General features: G+C 47.3%; 18 protein-coding genes (1 of these 18 only partly in view). 3 read left to right on the forward strand and 15 right to left on the reverse strand.

Annotated features, from left to right (window positions below):
- Positions 1 to 1,046: the 3' portion of a M23 family metallopeptidase gene (locus Q0230_RS01380; protein ID WP_298607388.1), read on the forward strand. Its footprint begins 559 nt before the window's first position; only the last 1,046 of its 1,605 coding nucleotides appear in the window; the start codon falls outside the window, past its left edge; its stop codon occupies positions 1,044 to 1,046.
- 18 nt (positions 1,047 to 1,064) lie between these two features.
- Here Q0230_RS01380 and iscX read toward each other — a convergent pair whose 3' ends face one another.
- The 8 genes from iscX to Q0230_RS01420 are packed head-to-tail and all read right to left on the reverse strand — an operon-like array spanning position 1,065 to position 6,523.
- Positions 1,065 to 1,274 (reverse strand): Fe-S cluster assembly protein IscX, encoded by a 210-nt coding sequence (gene iscX / locus Q0230_RS01385; RefSeq protein ID WP_298607390.1) that lies wholly within the window; start codon positions 1,272 to 1,274, stop codon positions 1,065 to 1,067.
- 10 nt (positions 1,275 to 1,284) lie between these two features.
- The gene (gene fdx / locus Q0230_RS01390) at positions 1,285 to 1,626 is read right to left on the reverse strand and encodes an ISC system 2Fe-2S type ferredoxin (RefSeq protein ID WP_298607392.1); all 342 of its coding nucleotides are present in this window, start codon (positions 1,624 to 1,626) and stop codon (positions 1,285 to 1,287) included.
- Positions 1,614 to 3,521, reverse strand: coding sequence for a Fe-S protein assembly chaperone HscA (gene hscA / locus Q0230_RS01395; RefSeq protein WP_298607395.1), 1,908 nt, complete (start codon positions 3,519 to 3,521; stop codon positions 1,614 to 1,616). Before hscA ends, fdx begins: the two co-directional genes overlap by 13 nt.
- Positions 3,521 to 4,060, reverse strand: a complete 540-nt coding sequence (gene hscB, locus Q0230_RS01400; protein WP_298607397.1) for a Fe-S protein assembly co-chaperone HscB — start codon at positions 4,058 to 4,060, stop codon at positions 3,521 to 3,523. The genes hscA and hscB overlap by 1 nt, the downstream gene beginning before the upstream one ends.
- Before the next feature lie 15 nt (positions 4,061 to 4,075).
- Positions 4,076 to 4,399, reverse strand: coding sequence for an iron-sulfur cluster assembly protein IscA (gene iscA, locus Q0230_RS01405; RefSeq protein ID WP_298607399.1), 324 nt, complete (start codon positions 4,397 to 4,399; stop codon positions 4,076 to 4,078).
- 3 nt (positions 4,400 to 4,402) lie between these two features.
- Positions 4,403 to 4,786 (reverse strand): Fe-S cluster assembly scaffold IscU, encoded by a 384-nt coding sequence (iscU, locus tag Q0230_RS01410; RefSeq protein ID WP_298607401.1) that lies wholly within the window; start codon positions 4,784 to 4,786, stop codon positions 4,403 to 4,405.
- 15 nt (positions 4,787 to 4,801) lie between these two features.
- On the reverse strand, positions 4,802 to 6,016 hold the full coding sequence (locus Q0230_RS01415) for an IscS subfamily cysteine desulfurase (RefSeq protein ID WP_298607787.1): 1,215 nt from the start codon (positions 6,014 to 6,016) through the stop codon (positions 4,802 to 4,804).
- Positions 6,017 to 6,058: 42 nt separating this feature from the next.
- Positions 6,059 to 6,523, reverse strand: a complete 465-nt coding sequence (locus Q0230_RS01420) for an Rrf2 family transcriptional regulator (RefSeq protein WP_298607404.1) — start codon at positions 6,521 to 6,523, stop codon at positions 6,059 to 6,061.
- A gap of 203 nt (positions 6,524 to 6,726) precedes the next feature.
- Between Q0230_RS01420 and Q0230_RS01425 the strand changes: the two genes are divergently transcribed.
- A complete protein-coding gene (locus Q0230_RS01425) occupies positions 6,727 to 8,844 on the forward strand; it encodes a hypothetical protein (protein ID WP_298607406.1) in 2,118 nt (705 codons plus the stop codon).
- A gap of 43 nt (positions 8,845 to 8,887) precedes the next feature.
- On the opposite strand, the gene cysE is transcribed toward Q0230_RS01425, so the two are convergent.
- The 6 genes from cysE to Q0230_RS01455 form a co-directional block, all read right to left on the reverse strand.
- Complete coding sequence (gene cysE, locus Q0230_RS01430) at positions 8,888 to 9,640, reverse strand: serine O-acetyltransferase (RefSeq protein ID WP_298607407.1); 753 nt, start codon at positions 9,638 to 9,640, stop codon at positions 8,888 to 8,890.
- A 106-nt stretch (positions 9,641 to 9,746) separates the two neighbouring features.
- On the reverse strand, positions 9,747 to 10,535 hold the full coding sequence (locus Q0230_RS01435; RefSeq protein WP_298607409.1) for a carnitinyl-CoA dehydratase: 789 nt from the start codon (positions 10,533 to 10,535) through the stop codon (positions 9,747 to 9,749).
- A gap of 3 nt (positions 10,536 to 10,538) precedes the next feature.
- Positions 10,539 to 12,605, reverse strand: coding sequence for an acetate--CoA ligase family protein (locus tag Q0230_RS01440; protein WP_298607411.1), 2,067 nt, complete (start codon positions 12,603 to 12,605; stop codon positions 10,539 to 10,541).
- Positions 12,606 to 13,766, reverse strand: coding sequence for an acyl-CoA dehydrogenase family protein (locus tag Q0230_RS01445; protein WP_298607413.1), 1,161 nt, complete (start codon positions 13,764 to 13,766; stop codon positions 12,606 to 12,608). It abuts the gene before it with no gap.
- Between the two features lie 2 nt (positions 13,767 to 13,768).
- The gene (locus Q0230_RS01450) at positions 13,769 to 15,241 is read right to left on the reverse strand and encodes a carnitine 3-dehydrogenase (RefSeq protein ID WP_298607415.1); all 1,473 of its coding nucleotides are present in this window, start codon (positions 15,239 to 15,241) and stop codon (positions 13,769 to 13,771) included.
- Positions 15,242 to 15,251: 10 nt separating this feature from the next.
- On the reverse strand, positions 15,252 to 16,154 hold the full coding sequence (locus Q0230_RS01455; protein ID WP_298607416.1) for a 3-keto-5-aminohexanoate cleavage protein: 903 nt from the start codon (positions 16,152 to 16,154) through the stop codon (positions 15,252 to 15,254).
- A 90-nt stretch (positions 16,155 to 16,244) separates the two neighbouring features.
- Here Q0230_RS01455 and Q0230_RS01460 point away from each other — a divergent pair, with 90 nt between their 5' ends.
- Complete coding sequence (locus Q0230_RS01460; protein ID WP_298607418.1) at positions 16,245 to 17,228, forward strand: GlxA family transcriptional regulator; 984 nt, start codon at positions 16,245 to 16,247, stop codon at positions 17,226 to 17,228.
- On the opposite strand, the gene Q0230_RS01465 is transcribed toward Q0230_RS01460, so the two are convergent.
- The gene (locus tag Q0230_RS01465) at positions 17,179 to 19,089 is read right to left on the reverse strand and encodes a chorismate-binding protein (RefSeq protein ID WP_298607420.1); all 1,911 of its coding nucleotides are present in this window, start codon (positions 19,087 to 19,089) and stop codon (positions 17,179 to 17,181) included. The genes Q0230_RS01460 and Q0230_RS01465 overlap by 50 nt on opposite strands.
- Positions 19,090 to 19,157 lie beyond the last annotated feature (68 nt).

The raw sequence follows: 19,157 nt of genomic DNA on the forward strand, positions 1-19,157 counted from the left end.
CAGACTTAGCAGCACTCACTGCAGAGCCTGAAAATGCCAGTCTCTTGTCTAATCTACAGTCTGGGAATAAAGTTTTCATTCAAGTCAGTGATGAAGCAGTTAAACAAATCATTTATGCCACAGGCAAACGCACCGCTTACATTATTTCTCAACAAGACGGTAAATACGTAGGTCGTTGGGATAATGAGGTTTTTGAAGAACAGCAAAACCGAGTTGCTTTCACCGTCCATAACCCTTTCCATTATGAAGCAAATAAAGCTGGACTCCCGATTTCGATCACGCGCCAACTAAGTAAAGTGTTTAAAGATGATTTCGACTTTCGCCAGATTGCGATTGGTGATCAAGTGAGTGTAATTTTTGAAGACTTCTATTATCAAAGTGAGCGCATTTTCTCGCAAAATATCTTAGCGGCTGAATTCAATCATAAAGGAGAAAGCTATCAACGCATTCGCTTCCAATTGGATTCTGGTAAAACCCGCTATTTACGTCCAGACGAAGAAACTGAGCTGAAACAAGTAGCCTTCAATCGCCTACCGCTACAAGGCGCAGGTCGACTATCTTCTGGCTTTGGCTCGCGAGTGCATCCTATCTTTGGCTTCCGTCGGATGCATGCAGGCACTGATTTTGCAGCCCCTTACGGTACACCCATTTATGCTACAGGTGATGGGACAGTGCAGTATGTGGGACGTAAAGGCGGTTACGGCAAAGTGATTGAACTAAGTCACGGTGATGGCATTAGCACTTTGTACGGACATATGTCTGATTACCAAAAAGGCTTAGCCGATGGTGATTCAGTCAAACGGGGCGATGTGATCGGCTATGTCGGTTCTACGGGAAGCTCAACCGGCAACCATGTCCACTATGAATTCAAAATCAATGGGGAAGCCCAAGACCCAATGACTGTAGCTTTACCAGAAAAAGGTGTCTTGAGTCCTGCAGAAATGCAAGACTTCAAAGAATATGCACGTAATCTCACTGATCAATTAGTGAGATTACGTGAAACGGCTTCGATTGAGCGCAATGTGCGTCGTGAGTTTGGCGGCTAAACACCAACCGTGAAGAGGCTAGTCTAAATCAGCCTCTTCAATCCAAGCCATCTGGATCGCTTCCAAAATCTTTTCATTTGAGCGGTTTGGATCATCCGCAAAATTACTTAAAGCTAATACCCAAGTATGTAAATCGGTAAAGCGAATATAACGCGGATCAACCTCAGGATGATTCTCCAGCAACTCTAGCGCAATATCTAAAGTATCAGTCCATTTTAAAGCATCCATCCCCTACTCCTTAATGCGTCCCTTCTGACACCATATTAATCGTGTACTTGGGAATTTCGATCACTAAATCCTCTTCACCTACTAAAGCTTGGCAACTTAAACGCGAATCAGGATCGACTCCCCAAGCTTTGTCGAGATAATCCTCCTCCTGCTCAGAGGCTTCCTCTAAAGAATCAAAGCCTTCACGAATGTAGACATGGCAAGTAGTACAAGCACAAGACTTTTCGCATGCATGCTCTAATTCAATGCCATGACTCAAGGCAGCATCACAAATGCTGATCCCTGCAGCAACCTCAAACAAAGCGCCTTCTGGGCATAAGTCTTCATGGGGTAAGAATATTAATTGTGGCATGGACGATTGAACCCTGTATCTGCTGAAAACTCATCGACTTTGTGACCAGCCATTGCAGCACGAACTGAAGCATTCATACGGCGCGCAACATAAGTTTCGGCAGCCTGCTCAAGTGCTTTAATCGCTTGGTGAATAGTATTCACTTGGCCACTAGCACGAGCGGCGGCAAGTTCTGTACGTTTAGTGAGTAAAATCTCACGTTCTGCTACCGTTAAAAGTTGCTCACCGTCAGCTTGCAAAGCCGAATCCAAAGCCTCTAAAACCCGATCTGCCTCAACTTGCTGCTCACGCAAACGTCGTGCTTCCATGTCTACCCGTGCATTTTGCATCGAATCACACAGCATCGTTTCAATTTCAGCATCACTTAAACCATAAGAAGGCTTTACCTCAATGCTGGAGGTGACACCAGTCGATTCTTCACGCGCACTCACACTAAGGAGGCCATCAGCATCGACCTGAAAAGTTACTCGAATTCGCGCTGCGCCCGCCACCATCGGCGGAATACCACGCAGAGAAAAACGCGCTAAAGAACGACAAGCATCGACAGTTTCCCGCTCACCTTGCAAGACATGAAGCGACATCGCCGTTTGCCCATCTTTGAAAGTGGTAAATTCCTGAGCACGTGCGATAGGAATAGTGGTATTTCGTTGAATAACCTTTTCTACCAAACCGCCCATGGTCTCTAAACCTAAAGACAGCGGAATCACATCTAACAGCAGCATCTCTGCATCAGGCTTATTCCCTGCCAAAATATCCGCTTGAATCGCAGCCCCTAAGGCCACTACTCGATCAGGATCAATATCCACCAGTGGTTCACGTTCAAAGAAAGCGCCAACTTGCTCGCGCACTGCTACGACTCGCGTCGAGCCACCCACCATGACGACTTCTTGAATCTGCGTTTTTTCTAAACCCGCATCCCGCAAAGCACGGCGGCAAGCCACTAACGTCTTTTTGATAAGACCAGCGATTAGCTCATTTAGTTGATGACGACTTAATTCACCTCGCCACTCATTTAGTTGAATTGCAGTACTTTCGGCATTACTTAAGGCTTCTTTAGCCTCACGAGCTGTTACTAACGCTTGGCGTAGTATTTGTGCATCTTGCGTATTAGCAAGACTGGCTTGCCCTAAAAGCCATTCAGCCACGACATGATCGAAATCATCACCGCCTAAAGCTGAATCACCACCGGTTGCGAGCACCTCAAATACACCTTTATGCAAGCGCAAGATAGAAATATCAAAAGTGCCACCACCTAGATCATAAACCGCAATTACTTTACCTTCAGGACTAGCAATGTCTTGACGATCTAAACCATAAGCGACTGCGGCTGCAGTTGGCTCATTTAATAAGCGATACACATGCAAACCCGCTAATCTGGCAGCATCGCGAGTGGCTTGGCGCTGCGCATCATCGAAATAAGCAGGAACAGTAATTACCGCACCAGATAACTCACCCCCTAAACTTGCCTCAGCCCGCTCTTTCAATACGCGCAGAATTTCCGCTGACACTTCGACAGCCGTCACCGCGCCTGCACTAGTTTGAATGCGTGGCACATTAAGCTCAGCATCGAGCAATTGATAAGGTAATTGACCACTGAGCGTTTGCAGATCGTTGGCGGAACGCCCCATTAAGCGTTTAATTGAGGCTAAGGTATTCAAAGGATCTTGCAGTGCTTGCTGTTTCGCCTCCCAGCCCACTTGGGGTCGCGTAGTTGCCTGATAATGTACTACTGAAGGTAATAAATGCTGGCCTGCATAATCAGGAAGCGTATCAGCAACTCCACTACGCACTGTTGCAACTAGCGAATTAGTTGTTCCTAAATCAATCCCCACCGCTAAGCGATGCTGGTGCGGTAAAGTTGCCATGCCCGGTTCGGCAATTTGCAGCAAGGCCATTACAATTCATCCTCTAAGCACTCTAGGCGGCTTTGTGTATCTTCCAGTAAGCGTTCATAAAAACGCATTTTCAGTAGAGTGGTTTTCGCCGCTGTATAAGCTTGTGTTTGCCAAGCACTAGCGAAATTTTGCTCTAAACTTTGCAACTCTGTATTTAAATCTTTGGTCAGCCGCTCTAAAGCCTCTAAAGGTTCATTGGCTTCTTCAGCTTCTTCAATCGCTTCGCGCCATTCAATTTGCTGCATCAAGAAAGCTGCATCATTGGTAGTATCGCGCTCATCATTAAAGCTAACACCTGCTTGCTCTAATAGATAACGTGCGCGCAACCGTGGCTGACGTAAACTGCTATAGGCTTCATTCAAGAGGGAAGTCATTTGCAGCGCTAAGCGCCTTTCCTGCTCAGAGGCTTGCGCATAACGATCAGGATGATAACGTGTTTGTAGTTCGCGAAAGCTTTTGGTTAAAGCAGCTTGATCAATTTCAAATTGAACTGGTAGACCAAACAGGGCGAACCAGTCACGTGGCAAATCCTGTAACATAGCGCCCCGTTTTAATTAGACAGTAAAGCTCTCGCCACAGCCGCAGCGTGCTTTTTCATTCGGATTCGTAAACTTGAAACCTTCGTTCAAGCCTTCACGGGTGTAATCCAACTCAGTTCCATCCAGATACACTAAGCTTTTCGGATCGATAATAATTTTTACCGCACCCGCTTCAAATACCGTATCGGTATCCTCCAGCACATCGGCAAACTCCATAGTGTAAGCCATGCCTGAACAGCCAGTGGTTTTTACCCCTAAACGCAAACCAATACCTTTACCACGCTTTGCTAAAAAACTCTCCACGCGCTCGGCTGCTTTTTCAGTCAGAGTAATCGCCATCGCTTAGCCTTGTTGCTTACTTTGATAATCTGCAATCGCCGCCCGAATTGCATCTTCGGCCAACACCGAGCAGTGGACTTTCACCGGTGGTAGCTCTAATTCCGCAGCAATATCGGTATTTTTAATCTGTTTAGCTTGCTCTAAAGTTTTACCTTTGACCCACTCAGTCAATAAGCTAGAAGACGCAATCGCTGAGCCACACCCATAAGTTTTAAACTTAGCATCTTCAATAATACCTTCTGCATTCACTTTAATTTGCAGCTTCATCACATCGCCACACGCGGGCGCGCCGACCATCCCAGTACCAATCTGCAAGTCGGCTTTATTAAAGCTGCCCACATTGCGTGGGTTTTCATAATGATCAATAACTTTTTCGCTGTATGCCATATTTCACCTCAAAACTTAATGGGCTGCCCATTTCACAGTACTTAAATCAATGCCTTCTTGGTGCATTTCCCACAAGGGTGATAATTCCCGCAAATGATTCACTGCATGATGCAAACTTGCTAATGCCTGATCAACATCGTCGACGGTAGAAAACCGTCCAAAAGTCATGCGCAAAGAGCTATGTGACAACTCATCGCTCCGGCCTAAAGCACGTAGCACATAACTTGGCTCTAAACTCGCACTGGTACAAGCTGAACCTGAAGACAAGGCTAGATTCTTTAGCGACATTATCAAGCTTTCTCCTTCAACGAAGTTAAAGCTTACGTTTAAATTACCCGCAATGCGCTGCTCTAAATCACCGTTTAGATAAACTTCATCAATATCTTGCAAGCCTTGCCATAAACGATCACGTAGCATACGCAAACGTTCGTTTTCAGCAGCCATTTCTAATTTAGCGATACGGAAAGCCTCACCCATGCCAACAATTTGATGGGTTGGTAAAGTGCCGGAGCGCATGCCACGCTCGTGTCCACCACCGTGCATTTGAGCCTCAATCCGTACACGTGGCTTACGGCGCACATACAAAGCACCAATCCCTTTGGGGCCATAGACTTTGTGTGCTGAGAAGCTCATCAAGTCCACTGGCATGGCTTCCATATCAATTTCCACTTTACCGGCACTTTGTGCAGCATCAACATGGAACACAATCTTGTGAGCGCGACAGATTTCGCCGATAGTTTTAATATCTTGAATCACGCCAATTTCGTTATTCACATGCATCACTGAAACAACCGTGGTATCCGGGCGAAGCGCAGCTTTAAATTTCTCTAAATCCAATAAACCATTTGGCTCTGGATCTAAGTAAGTCACCTCAAAACCTTCGCGCTCTAGTTGGCGACAGGTATCCAGCACCGCTTTATGCTCGGTTTTGACCGTAACGATATGCTTACCCCGACGCTCATTAAAATGAGCAGCGCCTTTAATGGCTAAATTATTGGATTCGGTAGCACCGCTAGTCCAAACGATCTCTTTAGGATCAGCGTTAATTAGAGCCGCAACTTGAACACGTGCCTCTTCGATGGCCTCTTCCGCTGCCCAACCGAAAGCATGGCTGCGCGAAGCTGGATTGCCAAACACACCATCCATCGTTAAATACTGCATCATTTTTTCAGCAACTCGCGGATCAACCGGTGTGGTTGCAGAATAATCAAGATAAATAGGCGCTTTCACTGGGCTCATAGCTGGTAACACTCAACCTTAATTAGCAAGGTATTAATGGGATAGGGAAGATAAAAACTCAATTTTCTGCTTTTGCCGCTGAGCCGTTTCTTTTACCTCTATCCGAGCAGTCATATCAGCCAAGGTAATTTCCGATAAAAACACCCGAATTTGATTACTTAAATCTGACCACAAATCATGAGTTAAGCAACGCTTATTACCTTGACAATCACCTAGGCCACCACAACGGGTAGCATCGACACTTTCATCGACCGCTGCAATAATATCTGCAATTGCAATTTTTGCAGGATCACTACTTAATTGATAACCACCACCTGGGCCACGCATGCTAACGACTAAACCTGCTCGCCGCAATTTTGAAAATAATTGCTCTAAATACGAAAGAGATATATCTTGGCGCTCAGAAATTTCCGCTAGCGAAACCGGTTCACCCCCGGTATGCAGCGCTAAATCCAGCATCGCAGTGACCGCATAACGGCCTTTGGTTGTCAGTTTCATTGCATCGACTCCAGTAAGATGACAACATGCTATCAATACCCGACAAAACCAGTCAAGTATTGATGTCATTATTAGTTTTATTACCTTCCCTAAATCATCAGTGGCATTATTGCCAGACTTTCGTTTTTCCCATGCAAACTGCTCTGATTTGGATTAATTTCTAAACTTATCACCAACAGCTTAATTGCTAAGGAAAGCAAACTATGCGACCCATTGCTCAGTTTATTATTAATTTATTTATTTTTTTGGGTATTGGACTCAGTACCAATACAGTATTTGCAGCTACTTTTGACGTTCTTGATGGTGAGTACAAATTACCCGCATCCATTGATCCTGCTGTAACCACGAAAGCCAAAACAGAGTTGTGGGCACATGTATGGCGACCTAACACCGGCGGTCCGTACCCCTTAGTAGTTTTTCTTCATGGGAATCACGGTACTTGTGGAAAGTTCATTCCGGAATTAGGGGTGCGCGACGATGACCGTATAGACTACACCCAAACTGGCAAATGCCCTGAAGGCTATGTAGTAACCCCCAATCATCTCGGCTACAGCTATCTTGCACAGAATCTAGCAACATACGGTTTCATTGTAGTTTCGATTAATGCCAATCGAGGTGTCACTGCTGCTAATCCTGAAGGCAAGGATACAGGTCTTAATCTACGCCGTGGACGCCTTGTTCTGCGTCATTTGCAAGAACTTGCTACATGGAATGCTAAGGGTGGAACACCCGCCTCTTTAGGTTTTGAACTGAAAGGAATGATAGATTTTACTCAAGTCGGACTAATGGGGCATTCACGTGGCGGGGAAGGTATGCGTGCAGCGGTTGCCCAATTCAACGATCCTGATAGCCCCTGGCCTAAACAAATTAACAGACTAAAGTTCCGCTCTCTGTTTGAAATAGGCCCTGTCGACGGACAAACTAATCGCATTCTGAACCCAAAGGGCCTGGTATGGAATGTATTGCTACCTAGTTGTGATGGTGATGTATCGGATCTTCAAGGGATCAAGCCTTTTGACCGGATGCTCCAAGATAAGACCGAAATCAAACGCTTAACTAAATCAAGCTTTCAAGTATTTGGAGCTAACCATAATTTTTACAATACCGAATGGCAAGTCTCTGACTCTCTAGGTTGCCGCGGGCAAACGCCTTTGTTCCCGTTTCTTGTAGGTTCAGCTACACAACGCAGTACTGCCCTACAAACCTTGATTCCATTCTTTCGTTCTAATTTAGGACCTACTCCCCTGCCAGTGTTTGCACAACGCTTCGATCCAAGCTACCCATTACCCGAATCCCTCACTGAAAAAACCTTCTATGCCAGAGGATTTGCACACAATCCCTACACATCGAAAGATTTCATTCTGGACGACTTTGACCACGATACAGGCATCTCTAGCCAAAATGTGGAGAATCAAGCCTCAGGCTTATTAGACTATGCACATGGAGCGACCAGCGGTAATCATGATCTAACTCAAAGAGCAGCCTTAGTCAGTTGGAACCAGCCGGATGGATTTCTGCAAATTAATGCAGCCACCGGACAAGGTGTAAATATTAATAACTATCGCACTCTCGAATTTCGAGTAATGCTTTCTTGTTTCGATGAACGTTTCGAGCAAACCTGCCTTATTCGATCCAAACCAACGGGAGATGTCAACTTTTCAATCTCACTCGTTGATGCTGATGCTAAGTTATCTGAGCCAGTTGCCTTAAAGGACTATGCTGCAGTGCATCGACCCGGTGGCTCAGTTCAATATAGCCCAACAGCCTATATACGAAATGAAATCCTCCAAACCGTTCGTATTCCACTGTCAAACTTCAAAAATATTGATTTATCTCGATTTATTGGTGTTCGCTTTACCTTTAACCGTAGTGAGAAAGCCGCCATTTATCTAGCAAACTTACATTTGACACGAACTCCTACTAATGAAAATGCTTCAATAGCAGCGGTGGATACCTCTACAGAATTAACCACTGTGGCACAACCAGCTCTGTGGAAAAACACGCCAATGGAACAAAATAAAGTGGTGGATATCCGGCATTTGCGCACTGAGGCATCTGCAACAGAAAGGTCATCCTCAGTAGTAGAGATTGAATTAGCTTCAACTCGCCCTTTCACTGTAGGCAATGCGCTACCCACCCTCATGATTAAAGACAAAGCCTTCAATCTAGCTCATTACCCGACAGGAGATACTCACCAATTAGTGTTCACCCTTGAGGAAGCAGAATTCGCAAAAGCTCAAACCGGTGATCCGCTGATAGTTCATATGGGTGGATCCCGCCCTTGGGTATTTGGAGCACTGGATAAGACAGTTTCTCACTGATCAATCTTATCAACTTTTATAGGACGAACTGAGCTTTGAGTTATCAAGGCTCTTTTTTTCCAAAACAATCCGCTTCTAATTTAGGCATGGGCTTTATATCAAGTTGCCCACCTAAACGGCGAACCTCAGCACATAAGCAATCGGTGCGCTCTTCCATTAAATGGATATGATCCAGCATACGATTCACTGCATTCGCAACGGGATCAGGCATATCTTGAGTAGCACCATAAGCGTCAAAACCCAATTTCTCAGCTAAAGCCTCACGGCGCTTTTCGTCAGTTGTGCGGCTCGTCACTTCCCGCCCCGGAATCCCCACAACCGTGACATTTTCGGGTACATCTTTGACAACTACTGCATTAGAGCCTACCCGCGCACCATTATGTAAAGTAATCGGGCCTAATACTTTCGCACCCGCCCCCACCACCACATTATTTTTTAAAGTAGGATGTCGCTTGCCTGGTTTCCAGCTCGTACCACCCAAGGTCACACCATGATACAACGAGCAATCATCGCCAATTTCAGCTGTTTCACCAATCACAATGCCCATACCATGATCAATAAAAAAGCGCCGCCCAATCGTCGCGCCTGGGTGAATTTCAATGCCGGTGTACCAACGGGGAATATTCGATAGGAAGCGCGCTAGCCACTTAAAATTCTGCTGCCAAAGCCAATGATTGAAGCGATGCCAAGCAATCGCATGTACACCCGGATAAGTTGTGACAATCTCAAACACATTGCGTGCTGCAGGATCACGGTCAAAGATGCATAACACATCTTCACGGATACGCTTGAACATAAACCAACCTTTCCTCATTGAATGGGGGTTTATGGTAGAGCAATCAAGCAGACGGGTCTATTCACTTAACGTGAATCTGGTATTCAAAATCTGTTAAAGGGTTTGCCTATTTCCCTTGCCAAACCGGAGCGCGCTTCTCGGCAAAAGCTTTAAAGCCTTCCAAATTATCCTCGCTATCATATAACTCATCGACAGTCGCAAATTTACGCTTGGTAATATAATTCATCGCATTTTGGAAGCTCATGGCTTCGGCCTCACGGGCTACTTCTTTAATGGCCGCAAAAACTAAAGGCGGCCCTGCAGCTAATAAACGCGCAATTTCCCAAACCCGCTGCCTCAACGCTGCCTCATCAGCCAGAATTTCATTCACTAAACCCCAGCGATGCGCTTCTTGCACATCCATCCAGCGCCCCGTAAACAATAAATCCATCGCCACATGATAAGGAATGCGTTTAGGCAGTTTCACCGTTGCTGCATCGGCCAAAGTGCCAGCCCGAATTTCGGGAAGTGCAAAACTGCTATGTTCAGTGGCATAAATTAAATCGGCTGACAGTGCTAGTTCAAAGCCACCACCCACCGCCATGCCATTTACCGCTGCAATCACCGGTTTATTTAAATCACGCAATTCCTGCAATCCCGCAAAACCACCAACGCCATAATCCCCATCGACCGCATCACCATTGGCTGCGGCTTTCAAATCCCAACCAGCGGAAAAGAATTTCTCACCTGCTGTACGCACGATGGCTACGCGCAACTCAGGATCATCGCGAAAATTTTTGAAGGTTTGCCCCATTAAGCGACTGGTGGCAAGGTCAATCGTATTAGCTTTCGGACGATCTAAAGTCACTTCTAAAATCGCGCCCTCGCGCCGTGTTTGAATTACCGAATCACTCATCGCTTAAACCTCCTGCATAGCCATACTCAATAAGGCATCAGCAGCATATGCGCCCTGCCCCTGAGCACAGACAATCAATGGATTAATATCTAATTCTTGCAAACTGGCAGCGTGTTGAATAACAAAGCTTTGAATATTCAAAATCGCAGCCACTGCCGCAGCCAAATCTGCTAGAGGCTTGCCGCGATAACCCTGCAATAAAGCCGCACCTTTTAAGGCTAAGAGTGCTTGGTTAATTTCCGCGGCACTACTGGGTAGCAATAAAGTTTGGCTGTCACGCAAAAGTTCGACCCAAATACCACCCAAACCTAAGGTCATCACCAAACCAAAACAGTCATCACGATTAAAGCCGACTAATAACTCAGCCGCGCCACCTTGGACCATTTGCTCTAAGTATAAACCTGTGCCGAGCTGCTCTAACTCAGTGAAGGCAGTGCGTAATTCAGCATCATTACGCAGGTTTAAACGTACTGCGGCTTGCTCCGTTTTGTGCGCAATACCCAACGCTTTCAACACAAGCGGATAAGTAAACTGCTCTGCGGCGGCTAAGGCTTCCGCCACTGTTTTCACTACCTGTCCACGCGGAATCGGCACCTTGGCTTTGGCTAATAAAGCTTTTGCCTGCGCCTCGTCCAAAACCTGTTTCGGCGCTTTGACACTTGAAACCGCTAGCAAAGCCGCAGCGCTCGTTTGCTGCCAATACGCGCCAATATCCGCCGCAATTTCCGCCGCTTTGATCGCCTCCTCAAAACCACTTAAAGCGGCAATCCCTTGATAATTTAGGCGCTCGACATAAACCTCAGGCAAGTTTTCCGGCAAACTCGCCACTAAAGCAGCTTTTTGTTTAGTCACTTGCACGGCAGTTTCTAGGGCACGCAAAGCCACTAGCCAATCATCGTGTTCACAGCGTTCAGGATGCGGAAAATCCAGCACTAACAAACTCAAACCAAAACCAAGTTTCAGCAAGTTAGTGAAGGCCTTCGCCATATTGGCCTCATCGCCCCACACATAGGTTTGATAATCCAGTGGATTATTCACCGTGACTTTTGAGCCTAGCACGGCCTCAATTGGCGCTTTTTGCTCAGCGGTTAAACTAGGAAAATAAACTTTATGAGGGAGTGCTGCATCCGCAATTAAACTTGCCTCCCCACCCGAACAGCTCAAGGACGAAAGACTATACGCATTTAAACTGCTATGCACATGCAAGAGTTTGAGGGTTTCCAAAAAGCCGGCAATCGAATCGACTTGGCCAAAACCTAGGCGCTTTAAGAACGCAGACGCTGCTGCATGAGAACCCGCTAAAGAAGCCGTATGCGTCAGTGTGGCTTGCTGTGCTTGACTACTTTTGCCCACTTTTAAGACTACAACTGGCTTCTGTAGGAAGCGCGCTTTACACGCTAACGCTTCAAAGCCCTCAATCGAATCAAAGCCTTCAATATGCAAGCCTAAAGCGGTCACACGGGGATCATCGAGCACAGCTAAAGCCAGATCAGACAAACCAATTTGCATCTGATTGCCCGCAGTCAGCACATAAGCTATCGGCAGGCCGCGCTGTTGCATGGTGAGATTGATGGCGAGATTGGAGGATTGCGCGAGAATCGCCACGCCTTTTTGCTGCGCTGCTAAACGTTGCCCGCCATGTTGGTCTGGCCACAATGCCACACCATCGATATAGTTAATTAAACCATAGCAGTTCGGGCCAATGACAGGAATCGTCGCCGCCGCTTGTAGCTCAGCTTCTAAACGTTCGCCCTCAGCATCCGCCTCACGAAAACCAGAGGCATAGCAGATCACGCCACCGGCATCTTTAGCCGCTAACTCCGTAACCAGACGAGGGGTGAGTTGACGATTTACGCCGAGAAAACAAGCATCGGGCGCAGCAGGTAAATCAGCCACACTCCGATAAACGTTTAAACCTGCCATTGCCTCACGAGTGGGATGAATCGGCCATAACTGACCGTCATAAGCCATGCGCTGGCATTGCAACAGCACATTCAAAGCCGAATTACCACCAATCACGGCTATCGACTGTGGGCGCAATAGACGCTTTAAATCAAACGGGCGCTGCATTTAACACCCCAAGGGGCGCAGTAAATGACGCGAAATAATATGGCGCTGAATCTCGGAAGTGCCATCCCAAATCCGCTCCACCCGTGCATCCCGCCAAAAGCGTTCTAAGGGTAAATCGCTCATCAAGCCCATGCCGCCAAAAATCTGCAAGGCTTGATCGGTGACACGCGCCAGCATTTCGGTGGCATAGAGTTTAGCACTGGAAATTTCGCGATCTGCATCCAAACCTTGATCCATTTTCCAAGCCGCCGCCAACGTCAAATAATCCGCTGCATCAATCTCAGTAATCATATCCGCAAGCTTAAAGGACACGCCTTGGAAGCGACCAATCGCTTGACCAAATTGCTTGCGCTCAGCCGCATAAGGCAGGGCTAATTCAAAGGCTCGGCGGGCGCGCCCAACACAAAACGCTGCCACAGTTAAGCGCGTGCCATAGAGCCATTTATTGGCAATATCGAAACCTTTGTGCACTTCACCTAGCACTTGTGTAGCTGGAATACGGCAGTTATCGAAATTCAAAATGCAGTTGTGATAACCACGATGGCTAACCGATTGATAACCTTTGCGGATTTCAAAACCTGTGGTATCGCGATCAACCAAAAAACAAGTAATGAGCTTTTTCTTGCCTTGCGCGGTTTGCTCTTCGCCAGTGGCAACAAACACAATCACGAAATCGGCAATATCGGCATGGCTAATGAAATGCTTCGAGCCATTAATCACCCAATCACCGCCATCCTGTTTGGCATAGCATTTCATCCCGCGCACATCTGAACCTGCATCCGGCTCAGTCATCGCTAGAGCATCAAAACGCTCACCCCGCACTGCAGGCAATAAATAGCGTTCACGCTGCTCGCCTTCGCAAGCCATTAAAATGCCGGAAGGTCGACCGAAGAATACGGATAAGGCCATTGAAGGGCGGCCTAATTCGCGTTCCAATAAGGTGAAATCTAAATGGCTTAAACCGCCGCCGCCGACTTCCTCCGGCATATTCGCGGCATAAAAGCCTAAGTCACGGCATTTGTCACGGATTTCTAAACCTAATTCCAGCGGTACTTCGCCGGTGCGTTCGATTTCGGCCTCGTGGGGATACATTTCATTTTCCACGAAGCTACGCACCGTTTCGACAATTAGCTGTTGCTCAGTGCTTAAACCAAACTCCATGATTAAGCTCCAATGGCGCGACCTGCTCCGTCCGGTTTGGGTAAATGCGCTTGTGCTTGGGCAATCTCAGCGAGCTTCTGCGCTATGGCTTCACTGGGTAAACTGGAGCTACGCGTTTTCAGACTGACATGAATCAGCATATGTTCCGCTGTGGCTAATAAGCGTCCATCGGCGTGCTGAATGCGATTGAATAAGTGCAGCTTTTTACCGCTGCCATTCAGCACTTGGGTAGTCACGACAATCGGTTCTAGGGCGCGTACTTCATCCAAATGACGGATGTGAGTCTCCACCGTGAAATAAGAGCCGCCCGCTTCCACATAAGCGGCATCCACGCCAATCAAGCGCATGAACGCATCCGTTGCATCGCTCGATACCTGCAAATAGCGGCTTTCATTCATGTGATTATTGTAATCCGTCCAATCGGTGGGCACGGTACGCTCCACGGTTTTGATTGGCTGGCTATAATCGACGGCAGTTTGTGCTTGGCTTGCGGCTGCATCGTATTGAGATTTTTCATACACCGCTAAAGCTTTGCCTGCGCCCCAATCGTGGGCTTTGAGGGCTTGCAGAATCGCAATCAGGTTATTGTCACGGATGCGTTCTAGTTGGCGAATGCTGTAATGACCCGATTGCGCATCGGATTGACCAGCAATCAAATCGACTAACTGATCATTAAATTCGGGCACATCAGTCAGCTTAGTCCAAGGCCAGCTCAAGCAAGGGCCGAATTGCTCCATAAAATGGCGCATCCCCGCTTCGCCGCCCGCAATCCGATAGGTTTCAAATAAACCCATTTGCGCCCAACGCAAGCCAAAACCATAACGAATCGCATCATCCACATCTTCAGTGCTAGCAATCCCATCACTCACTAGCCATAAAGACTCACGCCACACCGCTTCCAATAAACGATCCGCGATGAAGGCTTCGATTTCCTTTTTAATATGCAGCGGATGCATGCCAATACTGCGGTAGAAAGCTTGAGCACGTTGCACCGTATCAGCTGAGGTTTGTTTGCCACCGACTAACTCAACCAAGGGTAAAAGATAGACGGGATTGAAAGGATGCGCGACCAACAAGCGCTCAGGATGCTGCAAACCGGCTTGCAAATCAGTCGGTAAAATCCCGGAGGTTGAGGAGGCGATAATAGCACTATGAGGAGCTGCCCCCTCAATCTCACGGTAAATCTTTTGCTTTAAATCCAAGCGTTCAGGCACGGCTTCGACAATCCAATCGGCCGCTTTCACCGCGCTGGCAATGTCTTTTGCAAAGCTAAATTGGCCTTCGGTGCGGCGTGGCGCCATGGTCAATTTGCTATAAGCGTGACGACTATTGGCGAGCACGGCATCGATCTTTTGTGGTGCAGTCGGATCAGGGTCATAAATGCTGACATTAATGCCGTTTTCAATCAGGCGTGCGACCCAACCAGCGCCGATCACACCACCACCAACAACGGCTGCTTGCTTAATTGTTTGCATACTCGACTCCTTACCAGCGCTTTTTCAGTTGCATTTTTTGGCGCACTTCATCTGGCGTCATAATCTTGCAGCCCATCCCTTCAGCAATGGTCACGGCACGTTTGACCAAATCGCCATTGCTTGCGAGCACACCTTTATCCAGCCAAATATTATCTTCCAAACCGACGCGAATATTGCCACCGGCGAGGACTGCCATTGCTGCATACGGCAATTGATTGCGACCAATCGAGAAGGCCGAGAACGTCCAATCTTTGGGCACGGCATTCACCATCGCCATAAAAGTAGAAAAATCATCCGGCGCGCCCCAAGGAATGCCCATGCAAAGCTGAATCATGCCCGGATCTTCAATCAAACCCTGATCTTTTAACCATTTGGCGAGCAACACATGCCCCGTGTCGAAAGCCTCAATTTCAGGCCGCACCCCCATTTCTTTGATTTGCTTAGCCATTTCTTTCAAAGTAGCGGGCGTATTCGTCATCACATAATCGCCTTCGCCGAAATTCATCGTGCCACAATCGAGGGTGCAAATTTCAGGTAAGAGTTCACGCACATGGGCTAAACGCTCAGTTGCACCTGCCATATCAGTGCCCACTTCGGCAGGCGGTAACGGCTGTTCAACGCTACCTAAAGTTAAATCACCACCCATGCCAGCGGTTAGGTTCAAGACCATATCTACGCCGGATTCACGAATATAATTCACCACTTCACGGTATAACGCAGGATCGCGCGCAGGCCCACCGGTTTGTGGATTGCGCACATGAATATGCACCACCGCAGCACCCGCTTGGGCAGCTTCAATACAGCTATCGGCAATTTGACGCGGGGTAACAGGAACTTTATTCGAGCGGCCAGTGGTGTCGCCTGCGCCAGTCACGGCACAAGTGATAAAAACATTGCGGTTTGGCTTAAGCATGGTGAACTCCTCAATCTCACTGCACGCATCATGGCATGCCGTTTTGCGTTATGATTGACTTTATTCGCAATCCATTTTGCAAAAAACGCAATGAATCTATTCACTCGCTCTACAGAACCACTGAAAATTGCTCTGATAATTGCTTCCGAATCCTCGCTCATGTCTTTGGCTTGCGTCTTGGATGTGATGCGCGGCGCGAATCGTTTGGCACAATCCAAGCTTTTCGATTGGCAGCTATATACACCGAATAATCAAGCCGCTACCCTCACTTGCGGTCTGAACATTCAACCGGATGCACCATTAGATACGCAAATCCAAGGCGATTTATTATTGATCATTGCAGGCTTTAATAATGAGCAGCATTACCACAAAAACTTGCTGCGCCAATTGCATAAATTGATGCCGCGCTTTCGTTTGATCGGTGGGATCGAAGCCGGTAGTTGGGTGTTAGCGCGCATGGGTGTGCTGGCGAATAAAAAGGCTACGACTCATTGGGAGGATTTGGAGGATTTCGCACTCCGTTATCCAAATGTGCAAGTCATGCCTGACCGCTATGTATTAGATGGCAATATCTTCACCACCGGTGGCGCATCACCCAGTTTTGATTTCATGCTGCATTTGATTAAAAGTCGTTATGGGCAGCAGCTCGCTTTAGAAGTAGCCAGTATCTTCATTTACGACACGGTACACACCGGCAATGATGCGCAACCTTTGGTGTCTTTGGGTTTATTAGCCCAGCAAGAACCGCGCGTTGCCGAAGCGATTCGCGTCATGACCGAGCATTTAGAAGAACCGCTTAGCCTAGGGCAAATTGCGGAACAATTACCCCTCTCGCTACGCATGTTGGAGTATCTATTTCGCGAACATTTACGCTGCTCACCCGCACAATACTATCTGCACCTACGGCTCCAAAACGCACGCCGCTTAGTCACGGACACGCATCTACCAATTCAGGAAATTGCCCTACGCACGGGTTTTAGTTCGCTGGCTAGTTTATCGCGCTGTTTTCGTGAAGCTTATCAATTTAGCCCCGCCCATTATCGACGGCGCTTTCGGCAAGAGTTGAAGCAATAAACTCAGCATTTAAAGCTCCATACAAGGCATTACAAACGAGCAGTTGTTGCGCTTGGCTTAGATCGTCTGGGTATAAAACACGCTCTTGCGCTTTAAGCTCTGTGAACAAAACCGAACGCTGCACCCCCGCTAATAAACCGCAAGATAAGGGCGGTGTATACCATTGCCCATTGAGCAAGACAAATAGATTGCTACGTGAGCCTTCAGTCATTTCACCCCGTTCATTGCAGAATAAATAGTCGAATAAACTAGCTGCCTTCGCCTCAGTTAGGGCTTGATTATACAAAGTACGCGCGGTGGTTTTATGCTGTAAGAAAGGATTATGGGAATCAATCGCTGTTTTAGACAAAGCCAGTTTTACGGGCTGCTGCACTGGCTCTAAAGCACTAGTGGTAGTATTTAATTGTCCTGCTGCATTCAAGCTAAGGCGCAAGCGAATCGGTTCAAACTGACCATTTACCGTGGCAAAGGCTTGCTCAATACAAGCTTGCACCATTGCCTTAGTGGGCTTATCCCAACCAAAAGCCTCCGCACTTCGCTGTAAGCGTTGCAGATGCCTGTCGAGCAAAGCTACGCTACCCTGCTCAAGCAGCATAGTTTCAATCAGTTCAAATGCCTGTGTATGGCGAGTAAAGAATCGAGCTTTGAGTAAAGACTCCTCCCATTCAGCTTGCGCCTCTGAACCATAAGTAATTCCCGCACCGACTGAGAGTTGCAAAGGCCAGTGAGCGATATTCGCTGCATCAATCCTAGGTTTATCTCTAGTTTGCAGGGTACGAATCGGCACATTCAGCACCAAGTGCATTTGCTCATTCGCCAGTGGTTCAATAAAGCCAATCGCCCCACAATAAGCACCACGCGCATCTGGCTCTAATTCATCAATAATCTGCAAGGTGCGACGTTTGGGCGCGCCAGTAATCGAACCACAAGGAAATAAAGCATTGAATACGCTCAATAAACTCGGTTGCTTACGCAAACTTGCTTTCACCGTGCTCGTCATTTGTAACACATTTCCGTAACGCTGCACTTCAAATAAGTTCGGCACGGTGACTTGCTGTACTTCTGGCAAACGCGCTAAATCATTGCGCATTAAATCGACAATCATCACATTTTCAGCGCGATTTTTGGGGTCTGTTGCTAATAATTCGATGCGTCGCTCCGTTTCCGCCTCCGTATCAGCAATAGCGGCTGTGCCTTTCATGGGGCGGCAGATCATTTCATTGGCAGTCATTTCGACGAATAACTCGGGCGAGAATGACAGAATACTGGTCTGTGGCAAGCTTAAGAAAGCGCCATAAGCAATATTCAGATTGCTAACTAACTGCGCATAAAGTGCGGCTAAACCTGCATCCTGATACGTGCTCGCTAATAATTCGCTCCGCAGTGGAAAGGTGTAATTGACTTGGTAAGTATCGCCTGCCGCAATCAGCTCACGAATGGCTTCAATGTGCTCGACAAATTGCGCTTGCTCTATAGCAGGCTGTGCTAGGGTCAGATGTGTTGTTACCCCTTGCCCCTGAATCTGTAGCCAAGCCAGTGCTTGTTCACGACTCAAAACTTGCGGCGCAGGGAAAGCTAAGGCTTGTAACCAAGGTGTTTCACTGGATTTTTGCGTTAATGCCAAACCCTCAGCCACACTAAACGCTTTAGTTGCTTCAAACGATAAGGCTGCTACAACCTGCCCTTTACCTGCTTTTACCCAAGCCTCGATTTCATGTAAAGCGCGATGCAAATAATCGCGGGCATCCATTTCATTGCCTTGAATCATCCAAACTTTAACAGGTTGAGTGTATAAACGACTCTGAGCTTGCGCATGGCTTGCATCGAATAAAAGAGCGGTACAGTGCTGTAAGGAACGCATAGATTTTTTAGATTATCATTGAGCAGGCCGAATCTTAACAGAGCCGGCGAATTAACCTAAAACAACTG

The sequence above is a fragment of the uncultured Thiothrix sp. genome, from assembly GCF_937876535.1.
Taxonomy (GTDB): Bacteria; Pseudomonadota; Gammaproteobacteria; order Thiotrichales; family Thiotrichaceae; genus Thiolinea.

Bases quoted from the DNA above. Each gene is read 5' to 3' on its own strand.
- Q0230_RS01455 (WP_298607416.1), bottom strand. From the start codon at position 16,154: ATGCTTAAGCCAAACCGCAATGTTTTTATCACTTGTGCCGTGACTGGC.
- iscA (WP_298607399.1), bottom strand. From the start codon at position 4,399: ATGGCGATTACTCTGACTGAAAAAGCAGCCGAGCGCGTGGAGAGTTTT.
- Q0230_RS01445 (WP_298607413.1), bottom strand. From the start codon at position 13,766: ATGGAGTTTGGTTTAAGCACTGAGCAACAGCTAATTGTCGAAACGGTG.
- cysE (WP_298607407.1), bottom strand. From the start codon at position 9,640: ATGTTCAAGCGTATCCGTGAAGATGTGTTATGCATCTTTGACCGTGAT.
- hscB (WP_298607397.1), bottom strand. From the start codon at position 4,060: ATGTTACAGGATTTGCCACGTGACTGGTTCGCCCTGTTTGGTCTACCA.
- Q0230_RS01450 (WP_298607415.1), bottom strand. From the start codon at position 15,241: ATGCAAACAATTAAGCAAGCAGCCGTTGTTGGTGGTGGTGTGATCGGC.
- iscU (WP_298607401.1), bottom strand. From the start codon at position 4,786: ATGGCATACAGCGAAAAAGTTATTGATCATTATGAAAACCCACGCAAT.
- Q0230_RS01420 (WP_298607404.1), bottom strand. From the start codon at position 6,523: ATGAAACTGACAACCAAAGGCCGTTATGCGGTCACTGCGATGCTGGAT.
- hscA (WP_298607395.1), bottom strand. From the start codon at position 3,521: ATGGCCTTGCTGCAAATTGCCGAACCGGGCATGGCAACTTTACCGCAC.
- Q0230_RS01465 (WP_298607420.1), bottom strand. From the start codon at position 19,089: ATGCGTTCCTTACAGCACTGTACCGCTCTTTTATTCGATGCAAGCCAT.
- Q0230_RS01440 (WP_298607411.1), bottom strand. From the start codon at position 12,605: ATGCAGCGCCCGTTTGATTTAAAGCGTCTATTGCGCCCACAGTCGATA.
- iscX (WP_298607390.1), bottom strand. From the start codon at position 1,274: ATGGATGCTTTAAAATGGACTGATACTTTAGATATTGCGCTAGAGTTG.
- fdx (WP_298607392.1), bottom strand. From the start codon at position 1,626: ATGCCACAATTAATATTCTTACCCCATGAAGACTTATGCCCAGAAGGC.
- Q0230_RS01425 (WP_298607406.1), top strand. From the start codon at position 6,727: ATGCGACCCATTGCTCAGTTTATTATTAATTTATTTATTTTTTTGGGT.
- Q0230_RS01435 (WP_298607409.1), bottom strand. From the start codon at position 10,535: ATGAGTGATTCGGTAATTCAAACACGGCGCGAGGGCGCGATTTTAGAA.
- Q0230_RS01460 (WP_298607418.1), top strand. From the start codon at position 16,245: ATGAATCTATTCACTCGCTCTACAGAACCACTGAAAATTGCTCTGATA.